At 62.9% G+C, this 23,350-nt stretch carries 26 protein-coding genes; 13 read left to right on the top strand and 13 right to left on the bottom strand.

Translation table 11 applies throughout. The features are described from left to right. Positions 1–343: 343 nt before the first annotated feature. Positions 344–1,006, bottom strand: coding sequence for a haloacid dehalogenase type II (locus NKI06_RS20870; protein ID WP_023673689.1), 663 nt, complete (start codon positions 1,004–1,006; stop codon positions 344–346). Positions 1,007–1,174: 168 nt separating this feature from the next. On the opposite strand from NKI06_RS20870, the gene NKI06_RS20875 reads away from it, so the two are divergent. The 4 genes from NKI06_RS20875 to NKI06_RS20890 all read left to right on the top strand — a co-directional run bounded on the left by NKI06_RS20875 (position 1,175) and on the right by NKI06_RS20890 (position 4,318). Beyond that, on the top strand, positions 1,175–2,053 hold the full coding sequence (locus tag NKI06_RS20875) for a branched-chain amino acid aminotransferase (RefSeq protein WP_023732041.1): 879 nt from the start codon (positions 1,175–1,177) through the stop codon (positions 2,051–2,053). A gap of 105 nt (positions 2,054–2,158) precedes the next feature. Further along, the gene (locus NKI06_RS20880) at positions 2,159–2,761 is read left to right on the top strand and encodes a superoxide dismutase (RefSeq protein ID WP_023673687.1); all 603 of its coding nucleotides are present in this window, start codon (positions 2,159–2,161) and stop codon (positions 2,759–2,761) included. Between the two features lie 159 nt (positions 2,762–2,920). Then, positions 2,921–3,358, top strand: coding sequence for a c-type cytochrome (locus NKI06_RS20885; protein WP_023684552.1), 438 nt, complete (start codon positions 2,921–2,923; stop codon positions 3,356–3,358). A gap of 9 nt (positions 3,359–3,367) precedes the next feature. Next, positions 3,368–4,318, top strand: a complete 951-nt coding sequence (locus NKI06_RS20890) for a cytochrome c (RefSeq protein ID WP_352986931.1) — start codon at positions 3,368–3,370, stop codon at positions 4,316–4,318. A 6-nt stretch (positions 4,319–4,324) separates the two neighbouring features. Here the strand turns inward: NKI06_RS20890 and NKI06_RS20895 are convergent, their stop codons facing one another. The 3 genes from NKI06_RS20895 to NKI06_RS20905 all read right to left on the bottom strand — a co-directional run bounded on the left by NKI06_RS20895 (position 4,325) and on the right by NKI06_RS20905 (position 7,630). Next, positions 4,325–4,714 carry an SET domain-containing protein gene (locus NKI06_RS20895; protein ID WP_023673684.1) on the bottom strand — a complete coding sequence of 130 codons (390 nt, stop codon included), beginning with the start codon at positions 4,712–4,714 and terminating at the stop codon, positions 4,325–4,327. A gap of 145 nt (positions 4,715–4,859) precedes the next feature. Then, entirely contained in the window at positions 4,860–5,486 is a 627-nt protein-coding gene (locus tag NKI06_RS20900; protein WP_352986932.1) for a LysE family translocator, read from the bottom strand. Beyond that, entirely contained in the window at positions 5,483–7,630 is a 2,148-nt protein-coding gene (locus NKI06_RS20905) for a S9 family peptidase (RefSeq protein ID WP_352986933.1), read from the bottom strand. Before NKI06_RS20905 ends, NKI06_RS20900 begins: the two co-directional genes overlap by 4 nt. Before the next feature lie 117 nt (positions 7,631–7,747). Between NKI06_RS20905 and NKI06_RS20910 the strand changes: the two genes are divergently transcribed. Together NKI06_RS20910 and NKI06_RS20915 are read left to right on the top strand one after the other, a co-directional pair. Then, entirely contained in the window at positions 7,748–8,119 is a 372-nt protein-coding gene (locus NKI06_RS20910; RefSeq protein WP_081732468.1) for a hypothetical protein, read from the top strand. Between the two features lie 412 nt (positions 8,120–8,531). Then, complete coding sequence (locus NKI06_RS20915) at positions 8,532–8,957, top strand: Ros/MucR family transcriptional regulator (protein ID WP_023673680.1); 426 nt, start codon at positions 8,532–8,534, stop codon at positions 8,955–8,957. Positions 8,958–9,084: 127 nt separating this feature from the next. Here the strand turns inward: NKI06_RS20915 and NKI06_RS20920 are convergent, their stop codons facing one another. Together NKI06_RS20920 and NKI06_RS20925 are read right to left on the bottom strand one after the other, a co-directional pair. Then, positions 9,085–9,513, bottom strand: a complete 429-nt coding sequence (locus NKI06_RS20920; protein WP_023673679.1) for a SufE family protein — start codon at positions 9,511–9,513, stop codon at positions 9,085–9,087. A gap of 116 nt (positions 9,514–9,629) precedes the next feature. Then, on the bottom strand, positions 9,630–9,998 hold the full coding sequence (locus NKI06_RS20925; protein WP_023684546.1) for a DUF5330 domain-containing protein: 369 nt from the start codon (positions 9,996–9,998) through the stop codon (positions 9,630–9,632). A 531-nt stretch (positions 9,999–10,529) separates the two neighbouring features. Here NKI06_RS20925 and NKI06_RS20930 point away from each other — a divergent pair. From NKI06_RS20930 to NKI06_RS20940, 3 genes are all read left to right on the top strand, one after another. Continuing rightward, a complete protein-coding gene (locus NKI06_RS20930) occupies positions 10,530–12,275 on the top strand; it encodes a sensor histidine kinase (protein WP_352986959.1) in 1,746 nt (581 codons plus the stop codon). Continuing rightward, positions 12,250–13,038 (top strand): peptidoglycan-binding domain-containing protein, encoded by a 789-nt coding sequence (locus NKI06_RS20935; protein WP_023727647.1) that lies wholly within the window; start codon positions 12,250–12,252, stop codon positions 13,036–13,038. Before NKI06_RS20930 ends, NKI06_RS20935 begins: the two co-directional genes overlap by 26 nt. A gap of 73 nt (positions 13,039–13,111) precedes the next feature. After that, entirely contained in the window at positions 13,112–13,459 is a 348-nt protein-coding gene (locus tag NKI06_RS20940) for a DUF1491 family protein (protein ID WP_023698568.1), read from the top strand. Here the strand turns inward: NKI06_RS20940 and NKI06_RS20945 are convergent. The 4 genes from NKI06_RS20945 to NKI06_RS20960 form a co-directional block, all read right to left on the bottom strand. Then, positions 13,446–14,456 (bottom strand): DUF2336 domain-containing protein, encoded by a 1,011-nt coding sequence (locus tag NKI06_RS20945; RefSeq protein ID WP_023687233.1) that lies wholly within the window; start codon positions 14,454–14,456, stop codon positions 13,446–13,448. The genes NKI06_RS20940 and NKI06_RS20945 overlap by 14 nt on opposite strands. 396 nt (positions 14,457–14,852) lie before the next feature. After that, positions 14,853–15,401 carry a DUF1254 domain-containing protein gene (locus NKI06_RS20950; protein WP_023705443.1) on the bottom strand — a complete coding sequence of 183 codons (549 nt, stop codon included), beginning with the start codon at positions 15,399–15,401 and terminating at the stop codon, positions 14,853–14,855. Further along, positions 15,394–15,978 (bottom strand): DUF1214 domain-containing protein, encoded by a 585-nt coding sequence (locus NKI06_RS20955; RefSeq protein WP_352986934.1) that lies wholly within the window; start codon positions 15,976–15,978, stop codon positions 15,394–15,396. The genes NKI06_RS20950 and NKI06_RS20955 overlap by 8 nt, the downstream gene beginning before the upstream one ends. A 73-nt stretch (positions 15,979–16,051) precedes the next feature. Next, positions 16,052–18,211 (bottom strand): transglycosylase domain-containing protein, encoded by a 2,160-nt coding sequence (locus tag NKI06_RS20960; protein WP_352986935.1) that lies wholly within the window; start codon positions 18,209–18,211, stop codon positions 16,052–16,054. A 127-nt stretch (positions 18,212–18,338) separates the two neighbouring features. Here NKI06_RS20960 and NKI06_RS20965 point away from each other — a divergent pair, with 127 nt between their 5' ends. Both NKI06_RS20965 and NKI06_RS20970 read left to right on the top strand, forming a co-directional pair. Next, positions 18,339–18,644, top strand: a complete 306-nt coding sequence (locus NKI06_RS20965; protein ID WP_023727644.1) for a glycine cleavage T C-terminal barrel domain-containing protein — start codon at positions 18,339–18,341, stop codon at positions 18,642–18,644. Further along, positions 18,626–20,179 carry a trimethylamine methyltransferase family protein gene (locus tag NKI06_RS20970; RefSeq protein WP_352512368.1) on the top strand — a complete coding sequence of 518 codons (1,554 nt, stop codon included), beginning with the start codon at positions 18,626–18,628 and terminating at the stop codon, positions 20,177–20,179. Before NKI06_RS20965 ends, NKI06_RS20970 begins: the two co-directional genes overlap by 19 nt. A 12-nt stretch (positions 20,180–20,191) precedes the next feature. Here the strand turns inward: NKI06_RS20970 and NKI06_RS20975 are convergent, their stop codons facing one another. The 3 genes from NKI06_RS20975 to NKI06_RS20985 form a co-directional block, all read right to left on the bottom strand. After that, positions 20,192–20,356 carry a hypothetical protein gene (locus NKI06_RS20975; protein WP_023705441.1) on the bottom strand — a complete coding sequence of 55 codons (165 nt, stop codon included), beginning with the start codon at positions 20,354–20,356 and terminating at the stop codon, positions 20,192–20,194. A 135-nt stretch (positions 20,357–20,491) separates the two neighbouring features. Then, on the bottom strand, positions 20,492–22,120 hold the full coding sequence (groL, locus tag NKI06_RS20980; RefSeq protein ID WP_023687238.1) for a chaperonin GroEL: 1,629 nt from the start codon (positions 22,118–22,120) through the stop codon (positions 20,492–20,494). Between the two features lie 64 nt (positions 22,121–22,184). Continuing rightward, positions 22,185–22,547, bottom strand: a complete 363-nt coding sequence (locus NKI06_RS20985; RefSeq protein WP_023698577.1) for a co-chaperone GroES — start codon at positions 22,545–22,547, stop codon at positions 22,185–22,187. A 246-nt stretch (positions 22,548–22,793) separates the two neighbouring features. On the opposite strand from NKI06_RS20985, the gene NKI06_RS20990 reads away from it, so the two are divergent. Further along, positions 22,794–23,057 carry a hypothetical protein gene (locus NKI06_RS20990; protein ID WP_023670169.1) on the top strand — a complete coding sequence of 88 codons (264 nt, stop codon included), beginning with the start codon at positions 22,794–22,796 and terminating at the stop codon, positions 23,055–23,057. Then, a complete protein-coding gene (locus NKI06_RS20995) occupies positions 23,054–23,320 on the top strand; it encodes a DUF1488 family protein (RefSeq protein ID WP_023698579.1) in 267 nt (88 codons plus the stop codon). The genes NKI06_RS20990 and NKI06_RS20995 overlap by 4 nt, the downstream gene beginning before the upstream one ends. The last annotated feature ends 30 nt before the right edge of the window (positions 23,321–23,350 follow it).

A 23,350-nucleotide genomic window follows, 5' to 3' on the forward strand; every position in this document is an offset into this window, starting at 1 on the left:
GGTTCCTCCGCCGCCCGCCGGCGCGCGCCCGCCCCCCCCGCCGGTCCGGTGGTGGTGCAGGCGGAGACCGCAATCGAAGCGGCGCCAAGGGCTGCAGCATTCAGAAAGCCGCGACGGCTCAGGCGATAGGGGTCGATTTCGGTCTTCAACATGGTTGCCTTTTTTAATGGTTGCCTTTTTTAAGTCTCGAATCGCAAGAAAGCGTGAATGCCTTCAAGCGGCGCAGTGGTCGGCCTCCCCCAATGCCTGACGCGATAGGCGGTTCCGATTCTGGCCTGAGGGTGGACAAACAAAGGCGAAGCTGTGACCGCCCTGCCACTGTTGCTCGAAGGCAACAGAGTGATCAGCCGCCGGTCAGCAGGCCTTCAAGCGACGGCAGGATCAGCGCCGGCGGGAAATCCCGGTATTCCTCGGGCTGGTTGGCGCGGTTGATCCATACGGTGCGAAAGCCGAATTTGGTGGCGCCGGCGACGTCCCAGCGGTTGGACGACTGGAACGAGACGGCGCCCGGATAGAGTCGCCAGCCCGTCGCCACCATGTCGTAGGTCGACGGGTCGGTCTTGAAGCGCCTGACGGCGTCGACCGAAAAGATATCGTCCAGCACCTGGTCGAGGGCGGCCGACTTGACCGCCGCTTCCAGCATCTCGGGCGAGCCGTTGGACAGGATTGCGAGCTTGGCGCCGGATGCTTTCAGCGCCTTGAGCACGGCCGGCACTTCCGGATAGCAGTCGAGCCGCCAATAGGCTTCGAGCAGCTTGGCCTTCAGTCCCTTGTCGGCGGAGGGAACCTTGAGCAGGGCGAAATCGAGCGCCTGTTCGGTGAGCTGCCAGAAATCGGCATAGCCGCCCATCAGCGTGCGCACCCAGGAATATTCCAGCTGCTTGGCGCGCCAGATTTCCGAAAGCAGCGGGCCGTCGGGGCCGATCTCGCCGTCATGACGGCGCACGGCTGCGTGCACGTCGAACAACGTGCCATAGGCGTCGAAAACGTAAGCCGCGTAATGCATGGCGACAGTTTTGAGGGCAGGCGGCGCAAGGTGCAAGCATCGATTGTAGTCTTGATCGCTTTCTTGGGGCGCTCTGGCCTCAACAAAAACCGCTCCATGCCGGTTGACGGCGCCGGTCAAAGCATCTTCCAATGCTTGGCACAGGCAGCTTTGAAGCGGAACCGAACAATGACACTGGCGACTGCGGCGCTATCGGCGACATGGACCTTCGTCGACGGCGACTGGTACGAAGGCAACGTCGCCATCCTTGGGCCGCGCAGCCACGCCATGTGGCTCGGCACCAGCGTCTTCGACGGCGCCCGCTGGTTCGAAGGCGTCGCCCCCGATCTCGAACTGCATGCCGCCAGAGTGAACGCCTCGGCGATCGCGCTCGGCCTCACGCCATCGATGAACGTCGACCAGATCGTCGGCCTGACCTGGGACGGGCTGAAGAAGTTCGACGGCAAGACAGCGGTCTACATCAGGCCGATGTACTGGGCCGAGCATGGCGGCTATATGGGCGTGCCGGCCGATCCGGCCTCGACCCGTTTCTGCCTCTGCCTTTACGAATCGCCGATGATCTCGCCGACCGGCTTTTCGATCACCGTGTCGCCGTTCCGGCGGCCGACCATCGAGACCATGCCGACCAATGCCAAGGCCGGCTGCCTCTATCCCAACAATGGCCGCGCCATTCTCGAAGCCAAGGGACGCGGCTTCGACAATGCGCTGGTGCTGGACATGCTGGGCAATGTCGCCGAGACCGGAACCTCGAACATCTTCCTGGTCAAGGACAGCCACGTGTTGACGCCGGCGCCCAACGGCACCTTCCTGTCCGGCATCACCCGCTCGCGCACCATGACGCTGCTTGGCGATTACGGCTTCAAGACCACGGAGAAGATGCTGTCGGTGCGCGACTTTCTCGAAGCCGATGAGATCTTTTCGACCGGAAATCATTCCAAGGTCGTGCCGATCACCCGCATCGAGGACCGCGATCTGCAGCCCGGGCCGGTGGCCAAGAAAGCGCGCGACCTTTATTGGGAATGGGCGCATTCGACTTCCGCCGGTTGAGCCGCTAAAAGGCAATTGGCGCTTCATTCCGGAGTTGTTCCAGATCAATGCAGCCCTATCTTAATCCGGTATCCGCACCGGATTTTTCCATGAGGAGTATGACCGATGGCTTTTGAATTGCCCGCCTTGCCCTACGACTACGAGGCCTTGCAGCCTTACATGTCGAAGGAGACGCTGGAGTATCACCACGACAAGCACCACAAGGCCTATGTCGACAACGGCAACAAGCTGGCCGCCGAAGCGGGCCTTGGCGATCTGTCGGTCGAAGAGGTGGTCAAACAGTCGTTCGGCAAGAATGCCGGCCTCTTCAACAACGCAGCCCAGCACTACAACCACATCCATTTCTGGAAGTGGATGAAGAAGGGCGGCGGCGGCAACAAGCTTCCGGGCGCCCTGCAGAAGGCTTTCGACGCCGACCTCGGCGGCTACGACAAGTTCAAGGCGGACTTCATCGCCGCCGGCACCACGCAGTTCGGTTCGGGCTGGGCCTGGGTCTCGGTCAAGGACGGCAAGCTGGCGATATCCAAGACGCCGAACGGCGAGAACCCGCTCGTCCATGGCGCATCGCCGATCCTCGGCGTCGATGTCTGGGAACATTCCTATTACATCGACTACCGCAACGCGCGGCCGAAATATCTCGAGGCCTTCGTCGACAGCCTCATCAACTGGGACCATGTCCTTGAAATGTACGAAGAGGCGAAAGCCTGATCGACCCAGAGAAGCCCCGGTACTCCGGGGCTTTTCTTTCTCAGCTGAAGCAGCAGGCACACAAAATTCGGCAGAATCCGGCCGGCGGACAGGGAATAATCCCGGCCCGCGCTCCGTTAACGTTAGGTCGCGACCCCTCATCATCCTGGAGCCAATTGAATGAGAAAGCTTGTTATCGCCATCTCTATGCTCAGCCTCGCCGCCTCGGCGGCTTTTGCCGACCCGATCCTCGACCGACAGGGACTGATGAAGGAACGAGGCAAGATCGTCGGCGGCCTGTCAAAAATCGCCAAGGGCGAGGCAGACTTCGATGCCGCCGCCGTGCTGACGGCGCTGCAGGCGCTGCAAGTCAATGCCGAGAAGTTCGATGTCGACACGCTGTTCCCGGCCGGCAGCGACAGCGGTGATACCACCGCCTCGCCCAAAATCTGGAAAGACATGGCGGGCTTCAAATCGACCGAAGACAAGTACCTCGCCGACGTCAAGGCCGCAGTCGCCGCCGCACCCGCCGATGTCGATGCGCTGAAGGCGCAGATCGATACGCTCGGCAGTGATTGCGGCACCTGCCACAAGACCTATCGGGTGAAGAAGAGCTGATCCCGGGCAATGCCCTTGTGGAAAAAATTTGTCGGCGTCGCCCTTGTCCTGGGCGTCGTCGGTGCGGGCGCCGGCTGGCTGTTGTCGGCGCCGGTCAAGCTCGACACTGGCACCCTGGCGCAGCTCGGCCCCGGCGACGCCGCCAGGGGCAAGCGCATTTTCAATGCCGGCGGCTGCACCTCCTGTCACGCCAAGTCGGGCTCGCAAGGCGACGCCCGTTTGCAACTGGTCGGCGGCCTCGAGCTCAAGACGCCGTTCGGCACCTTCGTGCCGCCCAACATCTCGCAGGATCCCAAGGACGGCATCGGCGCCTGGACGGTCGAGGACCTTGCCAACGCCATGCTGAAGGGCGTGTCGCCGTCGGGCGAGCATTTCTATCCGGCCTTTCCCTACGTGTCCTACGCCCGCATGAAGCCGGCTGATATTGCCGATCTCTATGCGTTCCTGAAGACGCTGCCGGCGGTCGCCGGCAAGGCGCCCGACAATTCCCTGACTTTCCCCTTCAACATCCGCCGCGGCCTCGGCCTGTGGAAGCGGCTCTATCTCAGCAAAGAGCCGGTGATTGCCTTTGCCGATGGCACGCCTGATCCGGTACTCGCCGGCCGCTATCTGGTCGAGGGGCCCGGCCATTGCGGCGAATGCCACACGCCGCGCGATGTCACCGGCGGCACCAGGAAGAGCCAGTGGCTGGCTGGCGCGGCGGCCGCCGAAGGCAGCGGCATCGTGCCGAACATCACATCGGGCGAAGGCGGGCTCGGTGACTGGTCGGAAGCCGACATCGCCAACTATCTCGAAACCGGTTTTACCCCTGATTTCGATTCGGTCGGCGGCGCCATGGTCGACGTGCAGCGCAACATGGCCGAACTGCCGCCGGAAGATCGCGCGGCAATAGCCGCCTATCTCAAGGCGGTGCCGCCGCATCCCAACGGCTACCCGGTGCGCAGCAAGCCGGCCAAGTGATCCCGGCTACAGGTGGCGATCGCCGAGGAAGTCGAAGCCCGTCTCGAAGAAATGGCTGTAATTGCAGGTCAGTTCCTCGCCGGGTGCGATGTCGCGCAAGGCATAGGTTTCCTCGGGCGAGGAGACATCGCAATTCGGTTCGTCGTCATGGTTCATGTAGCGGGCGTCGTCGGCTTCGAAGACGATGTAGTTCGGATCCCGGCGGTCTGGATAGGAATAACGGTCGAGATAGTTCTTCACCGGGCCGCTCTCGCCTTCATAGGTCTCGACGTCGATGATCCGGTCGAATCTGGGGTCGAGCTTCCAGACCAGCGTGCCCTTGGCAATGTGGTTCCTGGCGAAAACCCCGATGCCCTGGATCGGTGATTTCTCGAGATAGGTGTCGACGAGCAACATAGTGGCCCCTTTGCGTATGTCATGGTCTGGAAGTGGCGCGCATTGGGTAGCGCGCAGCCATTGCAAATGCGAGTGAAAATGAGCAGCCTGGAATTCAAAAAGTGACGACCGGCGCGCCTCGACGGGCGCGCCTTTCGCATCGACATCAGCGCTGCTGCAAGGCCAGACGGACGCCTAACGCGCAGTAGATGCCGCCAACCACCTTGCCTTGCCATTTCACCACCGACGGATTGCGGCGCAGGAACGTGCCGAGCCGGCCCGCACTCACGGCAAAGACGACTGTGCTGAAAAGGCCGAGCAGAACAAAGATTATGCCCAGCGTCATCAGCTGGAGCATCACCGATCCGTTTTCAGGCCGCACGAACTGGGGCAGGAAGGCGAGGAAGAAAAGCGCCGTCTTTGGATTAAGCACTTCGGTCAGGACAGCTTGACGAAACGCCTTGCTGGCGGAGAGCGCGAGTGCGCCGGCAGTAGGGTCGGCCGGTATTCTCTCGATGATTGCGCGGATGCCGAGGTAAACGAGATACGCCGCGCCGATGTATTTTAAGACGCTGAACAGCGTTGCCGAAGTGGCGATGATCGCCGAAATGCCGACCATCGCCATGATGGTATGGAACACATCGCCAGCCGCGACGCCCGCGCCCGTCGCGACGCCAACCCTGGTTCCGGAACTCGTCGCTCGCGCGACCGTCAAAAGCGTGGCTGGGCCTGGAATAAACACAAAGCCAAGCACAACCGCTATGTAAGCCGTCAAGGTGGATAGATCGATCATTGCGACGCCTCCGTTGCATTCTCAGCCTTGCCCGTAACCTCGGGTTCGGGCTTGGCCGTAACCTTGAGCGCGAAGGAGTAGGTATAGGCGATCTCCTCCAGCCTTGAAAAGCGGCCGGAGGCGCCGGCATGGCCGGAATCCATGTTGATCTTGAACAGCACCGGATTGTCGCCGCTCTTGCGCTCGCGCAGCCGCGCCACCCATTTGGCCGGCTCCCAATAGGTGACGCGCGGATCGGTGAGGCCGGCCAGCGCCAGTATCGGCGGGTAGTCGTGATCGGCGACATTGTCATAGGGTGAGTAGGCGGCGATCGTTTGGTAATCTTCCGCCGACGCGATCGGGTTGCCCCATTCCGGCCACTCCGGCGGCGTCAGCGGCAAGCTTGCGTCGAGCATCGTGGTCAGCACGTCGACAAAGGGGACCTCGGCAACGATGGCGCCGAAATTTTGCGGCGCCATGTTGGCGATCGCACCCATCAGCATGCCGCCGGCCGAGCCGCCTTGCGCGACGATGCGGTCGTGGTGGGTGTAACGCTCGGCGACGAGATGCTGCGCGACGGCGATGAAATCGGTGAACGTGTTCATCTTGTGCGCCCGCTTGCCGTCGTCATACCAGCCATAGCCCTTGTCCTTGCCGCCGCGGACATGGGCGATGGCAAAGACAAAGCCACGGTCGACCAGCGAGAACCAGTTGGTGTTGAACGCCGCCGGGATGGCAATGCCGTAAGAGCCGTAGCCGTAAAGCAGGCACGGTGCGGAGCCATCGAGCGGCGTGTCGCGGTGATGCAGCAGCGAGACCGGCACCAGTTCGCCATCGGCGGCCGGCGCCATCAGCCGGCGCGTGACATAATGATCCGGATTGTGACCGGACGGCACTTCCTGGGTCTTCAGCAGCACACGCTCGCGGCTGCGCATATTGTAGTCGAAGACCTGCGCCGGGGTCGTCATCGACGAATAGGTGAAGCGCATGATCTCGGTGTCGTATTCATAGGACCCCGACAGGCCGAGCGAGAACGCCTCTTCGTCGAACGAGATCAGATGCTCCTCGCCGCTGCGGCGATCGCGCACGACGATGCGCGGCAGCCCTTCCTTGCGTTCGAGCCTGACCATATGATCCCTGAAGCCGACCACCGACAGGATCAGCCGGCCTGGCTCGTGCGCCACCAGCTCTTCCCAGTTGGCGCGAACCGGGTCATCAGCCGGCGCCGTCATGATCTTGAAGTCCTTGGCGCCGTCGGCATTGGTGAGGATGAAGAAGATGTCGCCGCCTTCTTCCAGATCATATTGCAGGCCGGTCTCGCGCTTTGCCACCAGCTTTGGCTCGGCGAAAGGCTCATCGGCGCGCATCAGGTGATATTCCGAGGTTTCGTGATCGTTGATCCCGATCATGATCCATTCGTTGGAGCGCGTGCCGCCGACATCCATGAAGAAGCCGGGATCGGTTTCCTCATAGATCAGCCGGTCATTAAGGGGGCTGCCGCCGAGCGCGTGGAACAGCACCTTGGACGGACGATGATTGTCGTCGAGCCTTGTGTAGAAGAAACCGTCATCGGCGGCATTCCAGACGCCGCCACCACTGGTGGCCTCGATCTGGTCGCTCAGTTCCTTGCCGCTGGTGAGATCGCGCACGCGAAGTGTGAAGAATTCAGAGCCCTTGTCGTCGAACGCCCACAACAGCTTGCGGTGATCGGCCGAATGGTCGACGCCGCCGAGGCGGAAATAGGGCTTGCCCTCGGCTTCCGCGTCGCCATCGAGCAGGATCTGCTCATCGCCGCCATCGCGCGGCATGCGGAAATAGCGGGGCTGTTCGCCGCCAAGCTTGAAGGATGAGCCGTAAGCATAGGGGCCATCCTTCATCGGCACCGTCGAATCATCTTCCTTGATGCGCCCCTTCATCTCGCCGAACAGCTGCTTCCGAAGCTCTAGCGTATCGGCCATAAGCACTGCTTGATGGGCGTTTTCGGCTTCGAGATGGGCGCGGATGCGGCCCTCAAGCAGGGAAGGGTCCCTGAACATCGCCTGCCAGTTCTCGGCCCTCAGCCAGGCATAGTCATCTGTGCGGGTAATGCCGTGATGCGTGTCGAAGACGGGGTGTTTCTCGGGGCTCGGCGGGCTCGCGGTCGGAAAAGCTGAGGTCTTGGTCATTGCGTCTCACTGAAGAAATTACTTGAATGGCAAATGAACACGCCGATCAGCGCGGGTTCAAGGGCCGGGATGTATTGGTTGCGGCGGGCTCGGGAGATGAGCCAAAAGGAGAGGATGATGAATTTCCATATCAACATCGCTGCGGCTCTCGCCGTCGTCGCTTCGACCGTTCTGGCTTTCACCGGCCAGTCTCATGCAACCGCGTTCGCCGCTTGGCAAGTGGCTGGCGTGCCGTTCGGCGACACGCTCAACGTTCGCAAATATCCGTCCGGCACCTCGCAGAAGCAGGCCGCCTATCCCAACGGGACGATCCTGCAGATGACCGGCAAGTGCACCAGCGGCTTGAATCTTCTGGAGATCGCCGGCCAGCCGCACTGGAAACAGAAACAGGCAATTCGCTATCAATGGTGTCAAGTTTGGCACGACCCGGCGCAAAATGGTGCTTTTGTTAGTGGCTGGGTCTATGGAAAATACCTCACGCCGTATTGAATCCGGTCAGACCGAAGATCTTCTTCGGCGGGTTTCGCCAACGCTTTGCAACTTGCGGTTTGGTACGAATCCGACAATCAGCTGCCCAAACCTTGAAGCATAGACCAAGCATCGCTGCCCATTTTATGAGTCCCTGCTGATTTAGCGATGGCGTGACCTTACGTCATGCTAGTCCTGGTCCGACCAGAAAATATCGCGAAGTTACAGAGTGCACGAAAGATTGAAGCTGAAGAGCGACTATTCGATGAATATCGTTGAATATAGCGCAAGATGCGAATTGACTTACTTTGTCTGTGGGCTCATTAAGATGCCCGGACGCGAATCCATGAAGCTCTTCCCGCGTGAAATTCGCGCCATGCCCGATCTTCCAAAAAGGGCGCAAACAGAAACATCCTTCGTTGGGGCCTAAACCATGGATATCGTCGAAACACCTTCCAGAAATAGCGATGCGCTGATCGAGCTGACCGCCGATGTGGTGGCAGCCTATGTCAGCAACAATCCCGTGCCGGTCGGCGAATTGCCGAACCTTATCGCTGATGTCCATGCCGCTCTCGGGCGCGTGGGCGGAGCAAGCGAACAGCCTCCGGCCGACAAGCAGAAGCCTGCGGTAAACCCGAAGCGCTCTGTTCATGACGATTACATCGTCTGCCTTGAAGATGGCAAGAAGTTCAAGTCGCTGAAGCGCCACCTGATGACCCATTACGGTCTGACGCCCGATGAATACCGCGAGAAGTGGAATCTCGACGCCAGCTATCCGATGGTTGCCCCCAACTATGCCGCTGCCCGTTCGCAGCTGGCCAAGAAGATGGGCCTCGGCCGCAAGCGCAAGGGGCGGTAACACCGGCTCCAATGGACAAGATCAACGGCGCCCCTTACGGCGCCGTTTTTGTTTCTAGAACAATTCCAGGAAAACTGCCGAGCGCTTTCTCTTGGGAATTGCGTCGAAAGAAGAGAAGATAGAGCAATCAAGCAGTCTGCTTGAGAGCCATCTCGGCGTCGCGCTTGACGCGCTTGACCATCGAGCGCAGGCCATTGGCCCGCTGCGGCGACAGATGTTCGTCGAGGCCAAGCGACCTCAGCGTCGCCTCTGCGTCCGTTTCAAGGATCTGGCTGGCAGTCCGTCCCGAAAACAGCGCCAGCATGATGGCGACCAGACCGCGCACGATATGAGCGTCTGAATCGCCTGTGAAGGTGATGACCGGATCGGCGCCCGGCGCTCGGCTCGTGGTCAGCCAGACCTGGCTGACGCAGCCCGGCACCTTGTTGGCGGCGTTGCGTTCGGCGTCGGGAAATGGCGGCAGCGCTTCGCCGAGCTCGATGACATAGCGATAGCGGTCTTCCCACTCGTCGAGCAGGGAGAAGTCGTCGCGGATCGTCTGGATCGTCGTGGCCATTGCTCGGGATATAGTCATCCGCGGCTGCGGCGTCACGGAAAAATAAGAAAAGCACCGCAGGCATCGAGAGGTCCGACCGGCCTGCGGTGTCGCTGTAGATACAGCTGAAACGGTGTTTAGTTCTTCGCCACCAGCTTGGCAGGTATGTTGACTGTCGCCGGCAGCACGATGTCCTTGGCGACGCTGCCGGTGGCCAGCGATGTATCGGGCGAGGTCTCGGCGCTCTTGTCGTCCAGCATGGCGGCGGCGATCTTGGCGGTTTCCTTGGCCCGGGCGCTGATCGTATGCATCGCCGACTTGCCGGTTTCGCAGACGTCCGGCTTACGCTCGCAAATGCCGGCGATGTCGCCGACCGCTTCGCGCGCCGCAAAAAGCGCCTGGAACGGCCCGACGCTCTCGCGGCCATCCTCGTCGGGGCCGACGGTCAGCGGCAGCGCCAGCAACACCAGCGAAAACCAGAACGCCATTCTTATCAAAAAGCCCATCGATCTGCCCTCTCGTCCAATGACCGGATCATGCGTCCATGCGCAATGACCTCTTTATATCAGCGACAATGGCACATGAGGCGCAAAGGACGGCTTTCCTGCTCAGCGAAAATTTTCCTCAAATTTTAGGCAAATTCGAAGCGAGGCGTTTTGCAGTGCATTAGCCTCAAATGCCGACAATTTTCTTAACCTTGCAGTAACCATCTAAGCGATTGTTGCGCATGGATATCTTCAGAAGAGCAGGCATGCCGGCTCAGGGTTTCGCAGCCACGGGCACGCCCTTTGCACATAACGCTCCGTTTACTATGGCTACAAATGGCGGTGCATTCCGGTGCCGGCGCTCCAATTTTTGCCGCAGCGCGCTCGTTGTTCCGGTCAGCCTTATTCATTCCTTAAACGCTGGATGCGAGTTTCAAACAAGCAAAAGCGACCTGCAAAGCAGGGCAGTCACGACCGGGTGCGAGTGCGTTGAGTTTGACAACTGCCAGATATATTGAACTGCCTGGCGCGCTGGCGGCCGGTTGCGAACGCATGGTCCATCCGGCCATCATCGGCCAGGGCGATCGCCTGCGCCAGCGCCGGTTCATCGGCATCATGCTTGCCGCTCCGTTCTTCGCCGCCGGTGCGGCGGTGACACTGGTCACCTCGGGCATGGGCGCCGCCGTCACCGTCGCAACCATTTTCGCCGCCTTCGGTCTTTGCTGGTTCGCCGCCTTGCTGGTGGCGGCGTCAGGCAAGATGACGCTGGCAGCCCAGGTTGCCCTTGCCGCCGGCGGTCTTGCGCTTGCCGGCGCCGTCGCGGCAGCAGGCGGCCTAGCGTCGCCGGTTGCGCTGCTGGCCCTGGCACTGCCATTCGAGGCCTGGTGGATCGGCGGTTCAAAGCGCGCGGCACTTTGGGGCGGCCTCTCGGCCTTGGCCGCAATGCTGCTGCAGCCCTTTGTCGCCTCTGTCGTCCCGCTCGGCGGGGCGCAAGTCGCGGCGTGGCACTGGCTGCTGCCGCTCGCCTGGGGCCTGACGCTGGTTCCCCGGCTCGCAGCCCTAGGCGATGCCGCACGCGCGCAGCCCGCGCTGCTTCCAAACGACCGCCTTGAAGACATGATCGACGCCGTTGTCCTGCATGTCGCCCGGCATGGCGAGGTCCTGGATGCCTCGGCCAAGGCGCGCACCATCCTGAAGCTGCCCCCGGAACTGCTTTTCGGCGCCGGGCTGTTCGACCGCATCCACCTGTCCGATCGCGTCGCTTATCTCAGCGCGCTTGCCGACATGCGCGATGGCGCCCTGGCGCGCCGGCTCGATCTTCGGGTAAGGCTGCCGCAGGACGGCAGCGCCTCGACGGCCGACAATTACCGGCCATTTCAGCTCGAACTGATGCGCGCCGAAGAGCAGCAGGAGACCTTCACTCTGCTGCTGCGCGAGAACGACGAAACTGCCGAATTGCGCGACGAGCTTGCTGCCGCCAATGAGGCCGCAGCGTCGGCCGAGGTGGCAAAGGGCCGCTTCCTGGCGGTCGTCAGCCATGAGCTTCGGACGCCGCTCAACGCCATCATCGGTTTTTCCGACATGCTGCTGCATGAGATGTTCGGCGGCTTCAAGGACCCGCGCCAGAAGGAGTATGTCAGCCTGGTGAAGGAGTCGGGCCAGCATCTGCTTGCCGTCGTCACCTCCATCCTTGATGTCTCGAGGATCGAGGCCGGCGCCTACGCGACCGAGCCCGAACCGTTCCGATTCATCGAAGCGGTCGAGATGTGCCAGTCGATGATGCAGCTGCAGGCGAATGCCAAGAACATCGGTCTCCAGGCGCAGATTGCGCCGGACGCCGGGGAGATCAATGCCGACCGTCGTGCCGTGCAGCAGATCCTGATCAACCTCGTCTCCAATGCGGTCAAGTTCACGCCCGATGGCGGCAATGTCGTCGTCGGCGCCAAGCGGATCGGCTCGCGGCTGCATTTCTGGGTCAGGGACACCGGCATCGGCATCGCCGAGGAAGATTTTGTCAATCTCGGCAAGCCGTTCATGCAGATCCAGAACGACTATACGCGCCGCTTCGAGGGCACCGGGCTCGGCCTGTCGCTGGTCAAGGGCCTGGTGGCGCTGCACGACGGCACGATGTCGATCGAAAGCATGCCGGGCGAGGGGACGACGGTCACGATCAGCCTGCCGGTGAACGGGCCGAAGAGGAGCGCGACCGACAGGAACGGCGTGCTGCCGATGCCTGCGACCAGGACGAAAGGCGACGCGAAAGGGGACAGGAATGGCTCGCTCCGCAAAACAGCCTAAGGCGGTCAAGCGCCGCAGCGGCGCGTTCGAGGCCGGCGCGATTGCGCTCGGCGGCGCGATCTCGCGCAATCCGGTCCTGGTCGGCGGGTCGACCGCCTTCCTGGTGACGCTGTTCTACGTTTCCGCCAACGCGCTGTGGTACCAGCCGTTTCCGCATGCCGGCGCCTTCTTCGCCACCCGCAGCATCGAGGGTTTTCCGCACCCCGGCGCGGACGAACCCGAAACCACCATCAACATCCTGCGGCCCGGCCCGGCACCGGTCAAAAGCGACCCGACCGTCGAGCAGGTCCAGGGCATCCTGAAGGATCTCGATTTCTACACGGGAACGGTCGACGGCATTTCCGGGCCGAATACCCAAAAGGCGATCCAGGCCTACCAGCAGAAAGTTGGCCTGCCGGCCTCCGGTGAGATCGACGCCGTGCTGCTCGACCAGCTCGGCGCCAAGCAGACCACGGCTGGCATCCCGCATCCGCTGCCGCGGCCCGTGGATATGGCCGCCGCTCGAGTTGCCGCGCCCGAGGCCGCGCCTGCGCCCATCCCGGTTTCCGCGCCGGTATCCGCCCAGGCGCCCGATGCCCGCATCGTCAAGATCCAGGCCGGCCTGAAGGCATTCGGCAATGACGACATGCAACTCGACGGCGTCGTCGGCGCCCGCACCAAGGCGGCGATCAAGGAATTCCAGTCGCTGTTCGGCCTGCCGGAAACGGGCGAGCCCGACGAGGTCGTCTACGTCAAGATGCGCGAGATCGGCCTGACCAATTGAGTGGTCAAGACGACCGCTCGCGGATAGCCGAAAATCCGGCTAAGACGCCGCGCATGTCCTCCGGAGCCTCGTCATGCGCGTAACCACCGAGTTTTGGGTGTCGGCCCTGCTGCGCCGTGTTTTCGGCGCCGGCGGCTTTGCGGCCGTCGTCAAGCGCGGCGCGACCGAGGCCGGCGCTGTCTTCGTGCTCTCCCGCGGCAGGCTGGGCGACGTCTCCCTGTTCGGCCCGGCGCCGCAGACGAGCTACGATTCGGACAAACCGGATGATCGCTTTTTCACGCTGCTCGGCGCCGGCGACGATGCCGCCGCGCTTGACGCCAGGCTTGAGCGGGAGAAAAAATTCGATCCCGACATCTGGGTGGTCGAGATCGAGGCCGGAACGGTTTCCGTCGAGGAGCTTCTCTCCGTCAAGACGCCTTGAGGCTGGCCCCTAGGCTGGCTTTGTCGACGTCCGGCGCTTGGTCGCCATTCGCGGCGACAGGGGTGTTGCCGCGCACCGCTCGCGACAATGTTTCGGCCTTCCAGCCGCGCACCTTGTCGAGCGCCGCCTCGTGGTGCAGCAGCCGGTAGCGGTCGAGGAAGATGCGGATCGCCTGCGGGTGCGGAAACTCCCGGGGGTACACCGCGACCACGATCAGGAATGCCCTGTCCTCACTGAGGTCGAGCGCCCGCAGCGCGGCGAGCAGCGAGACATAGCTCGAATGCTTGGTCAGCGACCGCGCCGTCGAGAAGTCGATATCGAGCGCGTCGGCAAGCGCGGTCTGGAAGAAGGCGGCGTTGCCGGTCAGCGCCGTCTCGCGCAGCTTGCTGTAAGTTGCTGAGCCGGCGAAGGGATTGACCGATGTCGCCTCGCCCTCGGCGAGCATCATCGAGCGCAGGCGGCGCCTGGCGGTTTCGGCGGCGCTGCCGGGCAGTTTTGGTGCGCTGGGAGCGGCGGCAGCGGCTTCGGCGTCGGCGCCCGCCACGTCGGCGATCGGCTCGGGCTGCCGCACGCGCACCAGGGTCGGCTTTTCCAGCGCCTTGATCAACTGCGCGATGGTCGGGTTCAAATCCTTGCGGCGGGCAATGGCGCGCGCATGCGGCAGGCCGTGGCGGCCGATCAACGCGATCAGGTCGATGTCGCCCAGCGCCCGCGAACGGACCAGCAAGGGCGCGCAGACATCGACCGGCTCCTCGCAAAGCCGCCGCACCAGGGCGGCCGGCGCATATTCGCATTCGGACAGGGCGGCGGCGACATAGCGGCGCGATTCGACCGGCACGCTGTCGAACAGCGGCAGCGTCAGATCCTCGAGCTGGGCGATCTCGCGGCGCGATGGGCGGGTCAGCGAGCAGAACGCCGACACGGCGGCGCGAAACAGCCTTTCGGCTTTTCCCGATTCCGTCCGTATGGCGATTTGCCTGAAATCCGAAGCTGACACGGAAGATACGCCCGACACTCGACACAACCCGGACCATGCTCAACCGCAACTGTGTCGGTTTCGCGCAAGGCCCGGAACAAACATCAAATTAGCGGCGATCCGTTAGCGCTCCGTTAACCCTCTGCCTGCCTTAATCACATTTGGAGGCGTTGCGTTGTGCTCCGGGGCAACCGAGAGGAATACGCGAACCATGGGCATGGTACTGTCTTTCGTGCCGCGATCGGCACCAGTCAATCGAGCAGTTCAGGACACCGGTACGCCGGCGGCGGTGATCATTTTTCCCGGCGTCCGCTACGAGCATCCGCCATTGGCGGGTCAGGCGCGGCCGGCGGACAAGCCGGGCACACCACGGACGCCTGTTCCGCACCACTGAGTTTGCTGGTCATCGGGCTGAGGTCAGTAGTCCTGCAGTTCGCAGGAGCTCTGGTCCAGGAACTGCGACACTACCGGCTTCCAGCTGTCGTCAGGCACGAAGGCGCGGATGACGAAGATGCCTTCCTCGATCGGCGCCTCGACGAAGATCGCCCCTTGCAGGTCTTCGGGAAGCTCCCTGCGCACGTCGATCATCTGTGCCGGCGTCAGCACCACGGTGTCCAGCTTGTTGCCGGTCGCCGTGCGGTCGTTAAATGAATAGAAATTGTGGCCGTTGCGGTCATAGACCGACACCGACCAGAACGGCACGCTGCCCGGCGCCTTGATCCGCACCATGCCTTCGGCAAGGTCGAAGCGGCAGGCGGCGGCGTAAAACAGCGGATCCACCGACTTCACCACCGGCGCGCCGCCCGCCTCGGCATCCAGCCTGGTCATCTTGTAGAGGTCGGACGCCATCGCCAGCCGTGACCAGGCATCGCGCTCGGTAAATTCCGGCACCAGCAAAAGCACCACGATGTGGATGATGCCGGCGCCGACCAGGCCGAGCAGGATGGCGTGCAGCAGCCTACGCATTGCAGCCAGCCTTGACGATCCGGGGCAGCGACACGTCGGAAAGGCCGGTGCTTGAGGCAATCGGCGTGTCGTAGAAGGTGAGCACGAAATACATCCGGCCAAAACCTTCGGTCAGAAGCCAGTTGCCGGGGGCCGGACGGTTGCCGACGGCGATGATCACCGAATTGTCGGGCTGACGCAGCACCTGGTAGGATTGCAGCGCCGCCAACCTTGGCTTGCCGGTGTCGACCACGCCGAGCGATTGATCCGCGGCATAGAGCGTCCAGAACCGGGCGGTGGGGAAACTGCCCTCGATCCTGTAGTCGCATTGCCGCTGAAGCTCATCGCCGGCCGCATCGCGCTCGGCGATGAAGGACAAGCCCTCGGCCTTGCCGAGCGCCAGCACGCCTTCACGCGCCACGCGCGCCTTGGAATAGGGGTCGGCATCTTGCGTGCCGATCTCGGGAAAGGCGGTCCATTCGCCGATGCTGATCGCGCCGACGCCGCTCTGCGCCTGCAGCGCATACCAGACGCTGCCGCCGCCGAGGCCGATGGCCATGGCAAGCGAAAGCAGCGTGAAAAAGGCGGTCTTGAGCATGAAGAACCGGGACGAGTGAATTATCGTTGGGGGATATAGCGGGGCAGGCCGCAGAGCAAGCAGCGCCGTGGAATCAAAGCGCCGACAGGGTCTCCGGTGTCTGCGGCGAGCCGAGCACGGGCGCGGCCTGGAACACCTTGGTCATCTCGCGCAGCGTCTGTGTCGTGCGGCTGGACAGCACCGCCGGGCGCTCGGCCGCGGCCTCCGCTGCTGCCCGATCGGCATTTTTCTTCTCCGCTTCCTCGGCCTTGGCCGCGATCTCTTCGTCGACGAAGGGTTTGTCTAGGCCGGGGATCGGCTTCAGGTCGATATTCTGGTGCGCATAGACCATCAGCCGCTGCCACACCATCGCCGGCAGCGTGCCGCCGGTCATGTTGCGGGTCGGGGTGAAGTCGTCATTGCCGAGCCAGACGGCAGCCGTGTAATTGCCGGTGAAGCCGACAAACCAGGCGTCGCGGTAGGATTGCGTCGTCCCCGTCTTGCCGGCGACGACGATGTTGGGCAGTTGCGCGCGCCGCGCCGTGCCGATCGCCGGCACCGCAGCCAGCATGGTGTTCATGTATTTCAGAGCCTGTTCCGACAAAACCCGATGCGGCGCCGGCGCATCCTTGGCAAAGTCGTAGACGACATCGCCGGTGCGGGTGACGAGCTGGGTGATGCCGTGCCGCGAGCCGGCGAAGCCGTTCTGCGCGAACACGCTGTAGCCCGTCGCCTGGTCCATGACCGTCATGCCCGATGTGCCGAGCACCATGGTCTTGTGCGACTCCAGCGGCGATTCCACGCCGAATGATTCGGCCATCGCCTTGATCGGGCCGATGCCGAGATAGTCCTTGGCCAGCCGTACCGGCACGGTGTTGATCGATTTGGCGATCGCCGTGATCAGCGTCACATTGCCGGCCGAGCCGCCATTGTAATTGTGCGGTGACCAGCCGCCCCAGCTGATCGGCCCGCCTGAGACGACGGAGTCCGGGGTGAACCCGTGCTCCATGGCGGTGGCGTAGACGTAAGGTTTGAACGAGGAGCCGGTCTGGCGCAGCGCCTTGGTGGCGCGGTTGAACTGGCTTGCGCCATAGTCGCGGCCGCCGACAATGGCGCGCACCGCGCCATTGGTCTCGATCACCACAACGGCGCCCTCGGTGACGTTGTACTCCTTGCCGAACTGGCGCAGGTGAAATTCGACGGATTCTTCCGCCGCTTTCTGGATGTTGGCGTCGAAAGTGGTGTGGGCGACCAGCGAATGCTGGCCGGGCTTGGCGATTTTCTTGACCTCATCGAAGGCCCAGTCGAGGTAATAATCCGGGCTCTTCTGCTCGCCGCGGTCGACGATCTCGGCTGGATGCAGCCTTGCCTGCAGCACCTGGCCTTCGGTCATGAAACCGGAATCGACGAGGTTCGACAGCACCACATTGGCGCGAGCACGGGCGGCGGGCAGGTTGATGTGCGGGGCGTATTTGGTCGGCGCCTTGAACAGGCCGGCCAGCATCGCCGCCTCGGCGAGGTTCAGATCCTTGACGCTCTTGCCGAAATAAAAATCCGCCGCCGCCTCGATGCCGAACGTGCCGCCGCCCATATAGGCGCGGTCGAGATAGAGCTGCAGGATCTCCTTCTTCGACAGATTGGCCTCCAGCCACAGCGACAGGAAGGCTTCCTTGATCTTGCGCTGGAAGGTACGCTCATTCGACAGGAACAGGTTCTTGGCCAGCTGCTGGGTGATGCTGGAGCCGCCCTGGACGACGGAATTGGCCCGCACATTCTCGAAGATGGCGCGCGACAGGCCGAGCACGTCGATGCCGTAGTGCTCGAAGAAGCGTCGGTCCTCGGTCGCCAGCACCGCTTTGATGACATGGTCCGGCATCTCGTCGACAGGCACGGAATCGCGCTGGATGATGCCGCGCTGGCCAATCTCATTGCCGTAGCGGTCGAGGAAGGTGACGGCGAAATCGCCCTGACTGCGCCAGTCGCCAGTGGTGATCTGGAAGGCCGGCATCGCGAGTGCGAGCAGCACGACGACGCCGCCGGCGCCCATCGTAAAACCTTCGCTCAGCACCTCGATGATGCCGCGTCGCCAGCCGGTGACTCGGAAGCGCCGCGAAAAAATGGTCGCCGATTCCCAGAACTGGCCGGCCTTGAAGCCGATTTCGTAGAGCGAGGAATCGATCCACGCGTCCACCGCCAGCAGTGCGGCGGCGATCGGACCTCTTCGTCTTGGACGTCGTTCTAAAGGACTGGCCATTCCCGAAACTCACCCAACCCACCTGAGAACCGCAAGCGGGCAATTTCAGGGCGGGCATACCCGGCGAAGACTATTCTTCCATTTCAGCCCGGCTCACAAGGGCAGCCAGGCCACACCACACGGTTTGTTGAGCGCCGCCCGGATCGTGACGCTGGAGGTCGACGCCGTCGATGCCGACGCCAGTGGCTTCGAGCCAGTCTGGCACAAGGGCCGGCGCGTCGGCTTCGTCGCCTCAGCCGGCTATGGCTACACAATAGGCAAAAGCGTCGCGCTGACGTTGCTGGGCGACGAATTCGCCGGGGAGGGGACCGCGCTTTGGGTGCACATTGTCGGCGTCGAGCGGCCGGCGCGAATTATTCCGGCCTCGCCATACGACCCCGAGGGCAGGCGATGCGGCAATGAGGAGTTTTGGCCATGGTCGATGACATTATAAGGGAGACCAGGCGCGAGCGCCGGCGCGGGCACACCGGCGAGGCCGGCAGCGGGTCAAGCCGCCACCCGAACTATCGCTCGCTCAAGAACCCGTTCCTGCCGCAGCCGGTGTTTTCGGACGACCGGGTTGCGGCCATCCACGACACGGCGTTGCGCGTGCTGGAAGAGCTCGGCATCAAGGTGCTGCTGCCGGAGGCGCGCACCATCTTCGCCCGCTCCGGCGCGATGGTCGACGAGGACAGCCAGATGGTGCGCATCGGCCGCGATATCGTCACCGCCGCACTGGCCTCGGCGCCAAAATCCATCCGGGCGCTGGCCGGCAATCGCAGCCGCGACCTCACGCTCGAACTCGGCTCGATGACGTTCCTCGCCGGGGCCGGGGCGCCCAACGTCACCGATCTCGAACGCGGACGGCGTCCGGGCACGCTCGCCGCTTTCGAAGAACTGACCAAGCTTGTTCAGAATTTCGACGTGCTGCATATGCTCGGCCCCTGGATCGAGGCGCAGGATGTCGACAACCATTTGCGCCACTATGCCGTCAACCGTGCGCAACTGACCCTGTCGGACAAGTTCCCCTTCGTCTTCGCGCGCGGCATGCCGCAGGTCGAGGATGGGTTCGAGATGATCAGGCTGGCGCGCGGGCTCTCGCAGGACGAGTTCCTGGCCGGCGTCCATTGCTACACCGTGATCAACACCAATTCGCCGCGCCAGCTCGATATCCCGATGGCGCAGGGCATCATCGACTTTGCCAAGGCCGGCCAGGTCTCTGTCATCACGCCCTTCTGCCTGGCCGGCGCCATGGCGCCGATCACCGTCGCCGGCGCATTGACGCTGCAGCATGCCGAGGCGCTGGCTGGTCTCGCGCTGGCGCAGATGGTGCGGCCGGGCGCACCGGTGGTTTACGGATCCTTCTCCTCCAATGTGGACATGAAGTCCGGCGCACCGGCCTTCGGCACGCCCGAGCACGTCAAGGCGACGCTGGGCGCCGGTCAGTTGGCCCGCTTCACCGGCCTGCCTTGGCGGTCCGGCGGCGGCAGTGCGGCCAACATTTCCGATGTGCAGGCGGCGCACGAGACGCAGTTCGCGCTCTGGGGCTCGGTGCTTGCCGGCGCCACCGTCTGCATCCATGCCGCGGGCTGGCTGGAGGGTGGCCTCAGCGTCTCCTACGAGAAGCTGATCACCGATATCGAGGCATTGCAGACGGTTGCCGAACTCTGTGCTACGACCCCCGGCGACAAGGATTCGATCGGCTTCGAGGCGATCGCCGAAGTCCAGCCGGGCGGGCATTTCTTCTCCGCCGGCCACACCATGACGCGCTACCGCACCGCCTTCTACGAGCCGCTGGTCGCCGACTGGTCGAATTTCGGCAGCTGGACGCAGTCCGGTTCGAAGTCGGCCACCGAGCGCGCCACCGGCATCTGGAAGCGGACGCTGGCCGACTTCCAGCCGCCGGCGTCGGCCGTTGCCACATCCGATGTGCTCGACGAGTTCATTGCCCGCCGCACCGAAGAGGGCGGAGCGTTGCCGATGTCGTGAGGTTGGCAGCCGTCACATCGGCCGCTTGTCGCCGGTCTTCGACGGCTCGCGGCGAATCGGCCCGGCATCGGCCTGCCTGTGCTTGTCGGCGGCAATCCGGCGGATGCGATCGAAGCGGCTCTCCTCCGCCGGCTTGGTCGCGGATACAGCGTTTGGCTTCGGGGCAAATGTGATCATCTGTCGATCTCCCTGTCGTTGCTGACTGGTCTTGACTGACTGACGGAAATTCCTGGCTCGCCGGGGAAATGTCCCCGGCAGCCTGTTCTGATTTATGCCCGCCCAGATTCCCAGCGGGCAATTTTCGGGCGATGGTCAGTAGCCGCCCATGCCGCCACCGCCGCCCGCAGGCGCCGCATCCTTGGCCGGAACGTCGGTGATCATCGCTTCGGCGGTGATCAGAAGGGCGGCGATCGAGCCGGCGTCCTGCAACGCGGTGCGCACCACTTTCGCCGGGTCGACGATGCCGGCCTTGATCATGTCGACATAGACCTCGTTCTGGGCGTCAAAGCCCTGATTCTGGTCCTTGCTGTCGGACAGCTTGCCGACGACGATCGAGCCTTCGACGCCGGAATTCTCGGCGATCTGGCGGATCGGCGCTTCCAGTGCCCTGAGCACGATCGAAATGCCTGCCGTCACATCGTCATTGGCGCCAGTCAGCCCGGCCAGCGCCGATCTGGCGCGCAGAAGCGCCACGCCGCCGCCGGGCACGATGCCTTCTTCCACCGCCGCGCGCGTCGCATTCAGCGCGTCGTCGATGCGGTCCTTCTTTTCCTTCACTTCAGACTCGGTGACGCCGCCGACGCGGATGACGGCAACGCCGCCGGCGAGCTTGGCCAGCCGCTCCTGCAGCTTCTCCTTGTCATAGTCGGACGTGGTCTCCTCGATCTGGCCCTTGATCTGCGCGATGCGCGCCTGGATGGTCGCCTTGGTGCCGGCGCCGTCGATGATCGTGGTGGTGTCCTTCTCGATCAGTACGCGCTTGGCGCGGCCAAGCATCTCGATGGTGACGTTTTCGAGCTTGATGCCGAGATCCTCGGAAATCATCTGGCCCGATGTCAGCACGGCGATGTCTTCCAGCATCGCCTTGCGGCGATCGCCGAAGCCCGGCGCCTTGACGGCCGCGACCTTGAGGCCGCCGCGCAGCTTGTTGACGACCAGCGTCGCCAGTGCTTCGCCTTCGACGTCTTCCGAGATGATCAGCAGCGGCCTGCCGCTCTGCACCACTGCTTCGAGGATCGGCAGCATCGCCTGCAGATTGCCGAGCTTCTTCTCGTGGATAAGCACGTAAGGCTCTTCCAGTTCGACGCGCATCTTGTCGGCATTGGTGACGAAATAGGGTGAGAGATAGCCGCGGTCGAACTGCATGCCTTCGACGACGTCGAGTTCGGTGTCGGCGGTCTTGGCCTCCTCGACTGTGATGACGCCGTCATTGCCGACCTTGTCCATCGCCTTGGCGATCATGGCGCCGACGCTGGCATCGCCATTGGCGGCGATGGTGCCGACCTGGGCGATCTCGGCCGACGACTTGACCTTCTTGGCCTTCGCCTTGATGTCTTTGACCACGGCGGCGACAGCCTGGTCGATGCCACGCTTGAGGTCCATCGGGTTCATGCCGGCGGCAACCAGCTTGGCGCCTTCGCGCAGGATCGATGCGGCCAGCACCGTGGCGGTGGTGGTGCCGTCACCGGCGAGGTCGTTGGTCTTCGAAGCCACTTCGCGCACCATCTGCGCGCCCATGTTCTCGAACTTGTCGGCAAGCTCGATTTCCTTGGCCACCGTCACACCGTCCTTGGTGATGCGCGGCGCGCCATAGGCCTTGTCGATGATGACGTTGCGGCCCTTGGGGCCGAGCGTGACCTTCACCGCATTGGTGAGGATCTCGACGCCGCGCAGCATGCGGTCGCGCGCGTCGGTGGCGAATTTGATTTCCTTGGCAGACATTTTTTTCAATCCCGTTGGTGTGGTGAAGCAAGCGGCTCGCCGGAGCCTGGCAAAGCCAGGCCGGTCAGGCAGCCTTCTTGGCTTTGACGCTCTTCTCGGTGACGACCGTCCCGCTCTTGCCGATAGCGGCCGTCTCGCTCTTGTCGATGACGCCCATAATGTCGGCTTCCTTCATGATCAGCAGGTCCTCGCCGTCGATCTTGACCTCGGTGCCCGACCATTTGCCGAACAGGATGAAGTCGCCGGCCTTGACGTCGAGCGGAACAAGCGCGCCGTTTTCGTCGCGTGCGCCCGGCCCAACGGCGATGACTTCGCCTTCCTGCGGCTTTTCCTTGGCATTGTCGGGAATGATGATGCCGCCCTTGGATTTGACATCGCCTTCGGCGCGCCGGATGACGACGCGGTCGTGGAGTGGCCGAAACTTCATGAGAACTTCTTTCTGGGGCCGGCATAGGCGACCGCGCCTTTCTTATAGGCGTGTTGGCACTCGATAGATAGGAGTGCCAAAAATTATTCGTGGCCAAAATTAAATATTAAAAAGTATTATGATGTCTGCCGGGTTCGAAACGTCGCGAGGCGCCTAGATATTTCGAAAAATTGAATTTCGAGGCCAAAGCGACTATTTATATCGTAAGTTCGATTTCACAATTTCAGGCACGAGGAGATTTATGCGATGGCCGAAGGCAATCAGAGCATCATGGAAAAAGCTGAAGCCCGCTTCATGGACAAGCAGAAGAAGACGGCCGAGCGCAACAAGGCAACCTCCGACTACATGTCCGAAGCGAGGGCCAGGGAGATCAAGACGGCAAGGCTCAGGGAATTGCGCCTGGCCAAGGAAGAGGCCGACCGCGTCGCGGAAGCCTTGAACCCGACACCGAAGAAGAAGCGGGCTACCGTCAAGAAAGCCGCCGCCGCGCCGAAGGGGGGCACGTCATGAGCCTGACATTCCCCAATCCAAGCCGCTTCTATGACGAGGCCGGCAAGCGCATCCGCTTTGTCGGCCATGACGGCATGTTCCAGATTTCCTTCTCCGTCGCAGCCGATGCCCTCTCGAAGGTGCCATCAGGGACGGCGACCGCGGAAGCCACCTATCTGGCGGCCTTCGACACCGCGTCCAGCTCCATCCATGACATTGCCAGCAAGGCCTACGCCCGCACCCGCAAGAGCATTTATGTGCTCACAGCCGCGGATTTCGGCTAGCGCGCGTTCGTCTTGCATCAGGGCGGCTGA

The organism is Mesorhizobium sp. M0772 (assembly GCF_040320135.1).
Taxonomy (GTDB): Bacteria; Pseudomonadota; Alphaproteobacteria; order Rhizobiales; family Rhizobiaceae; genus Mesorhizobium.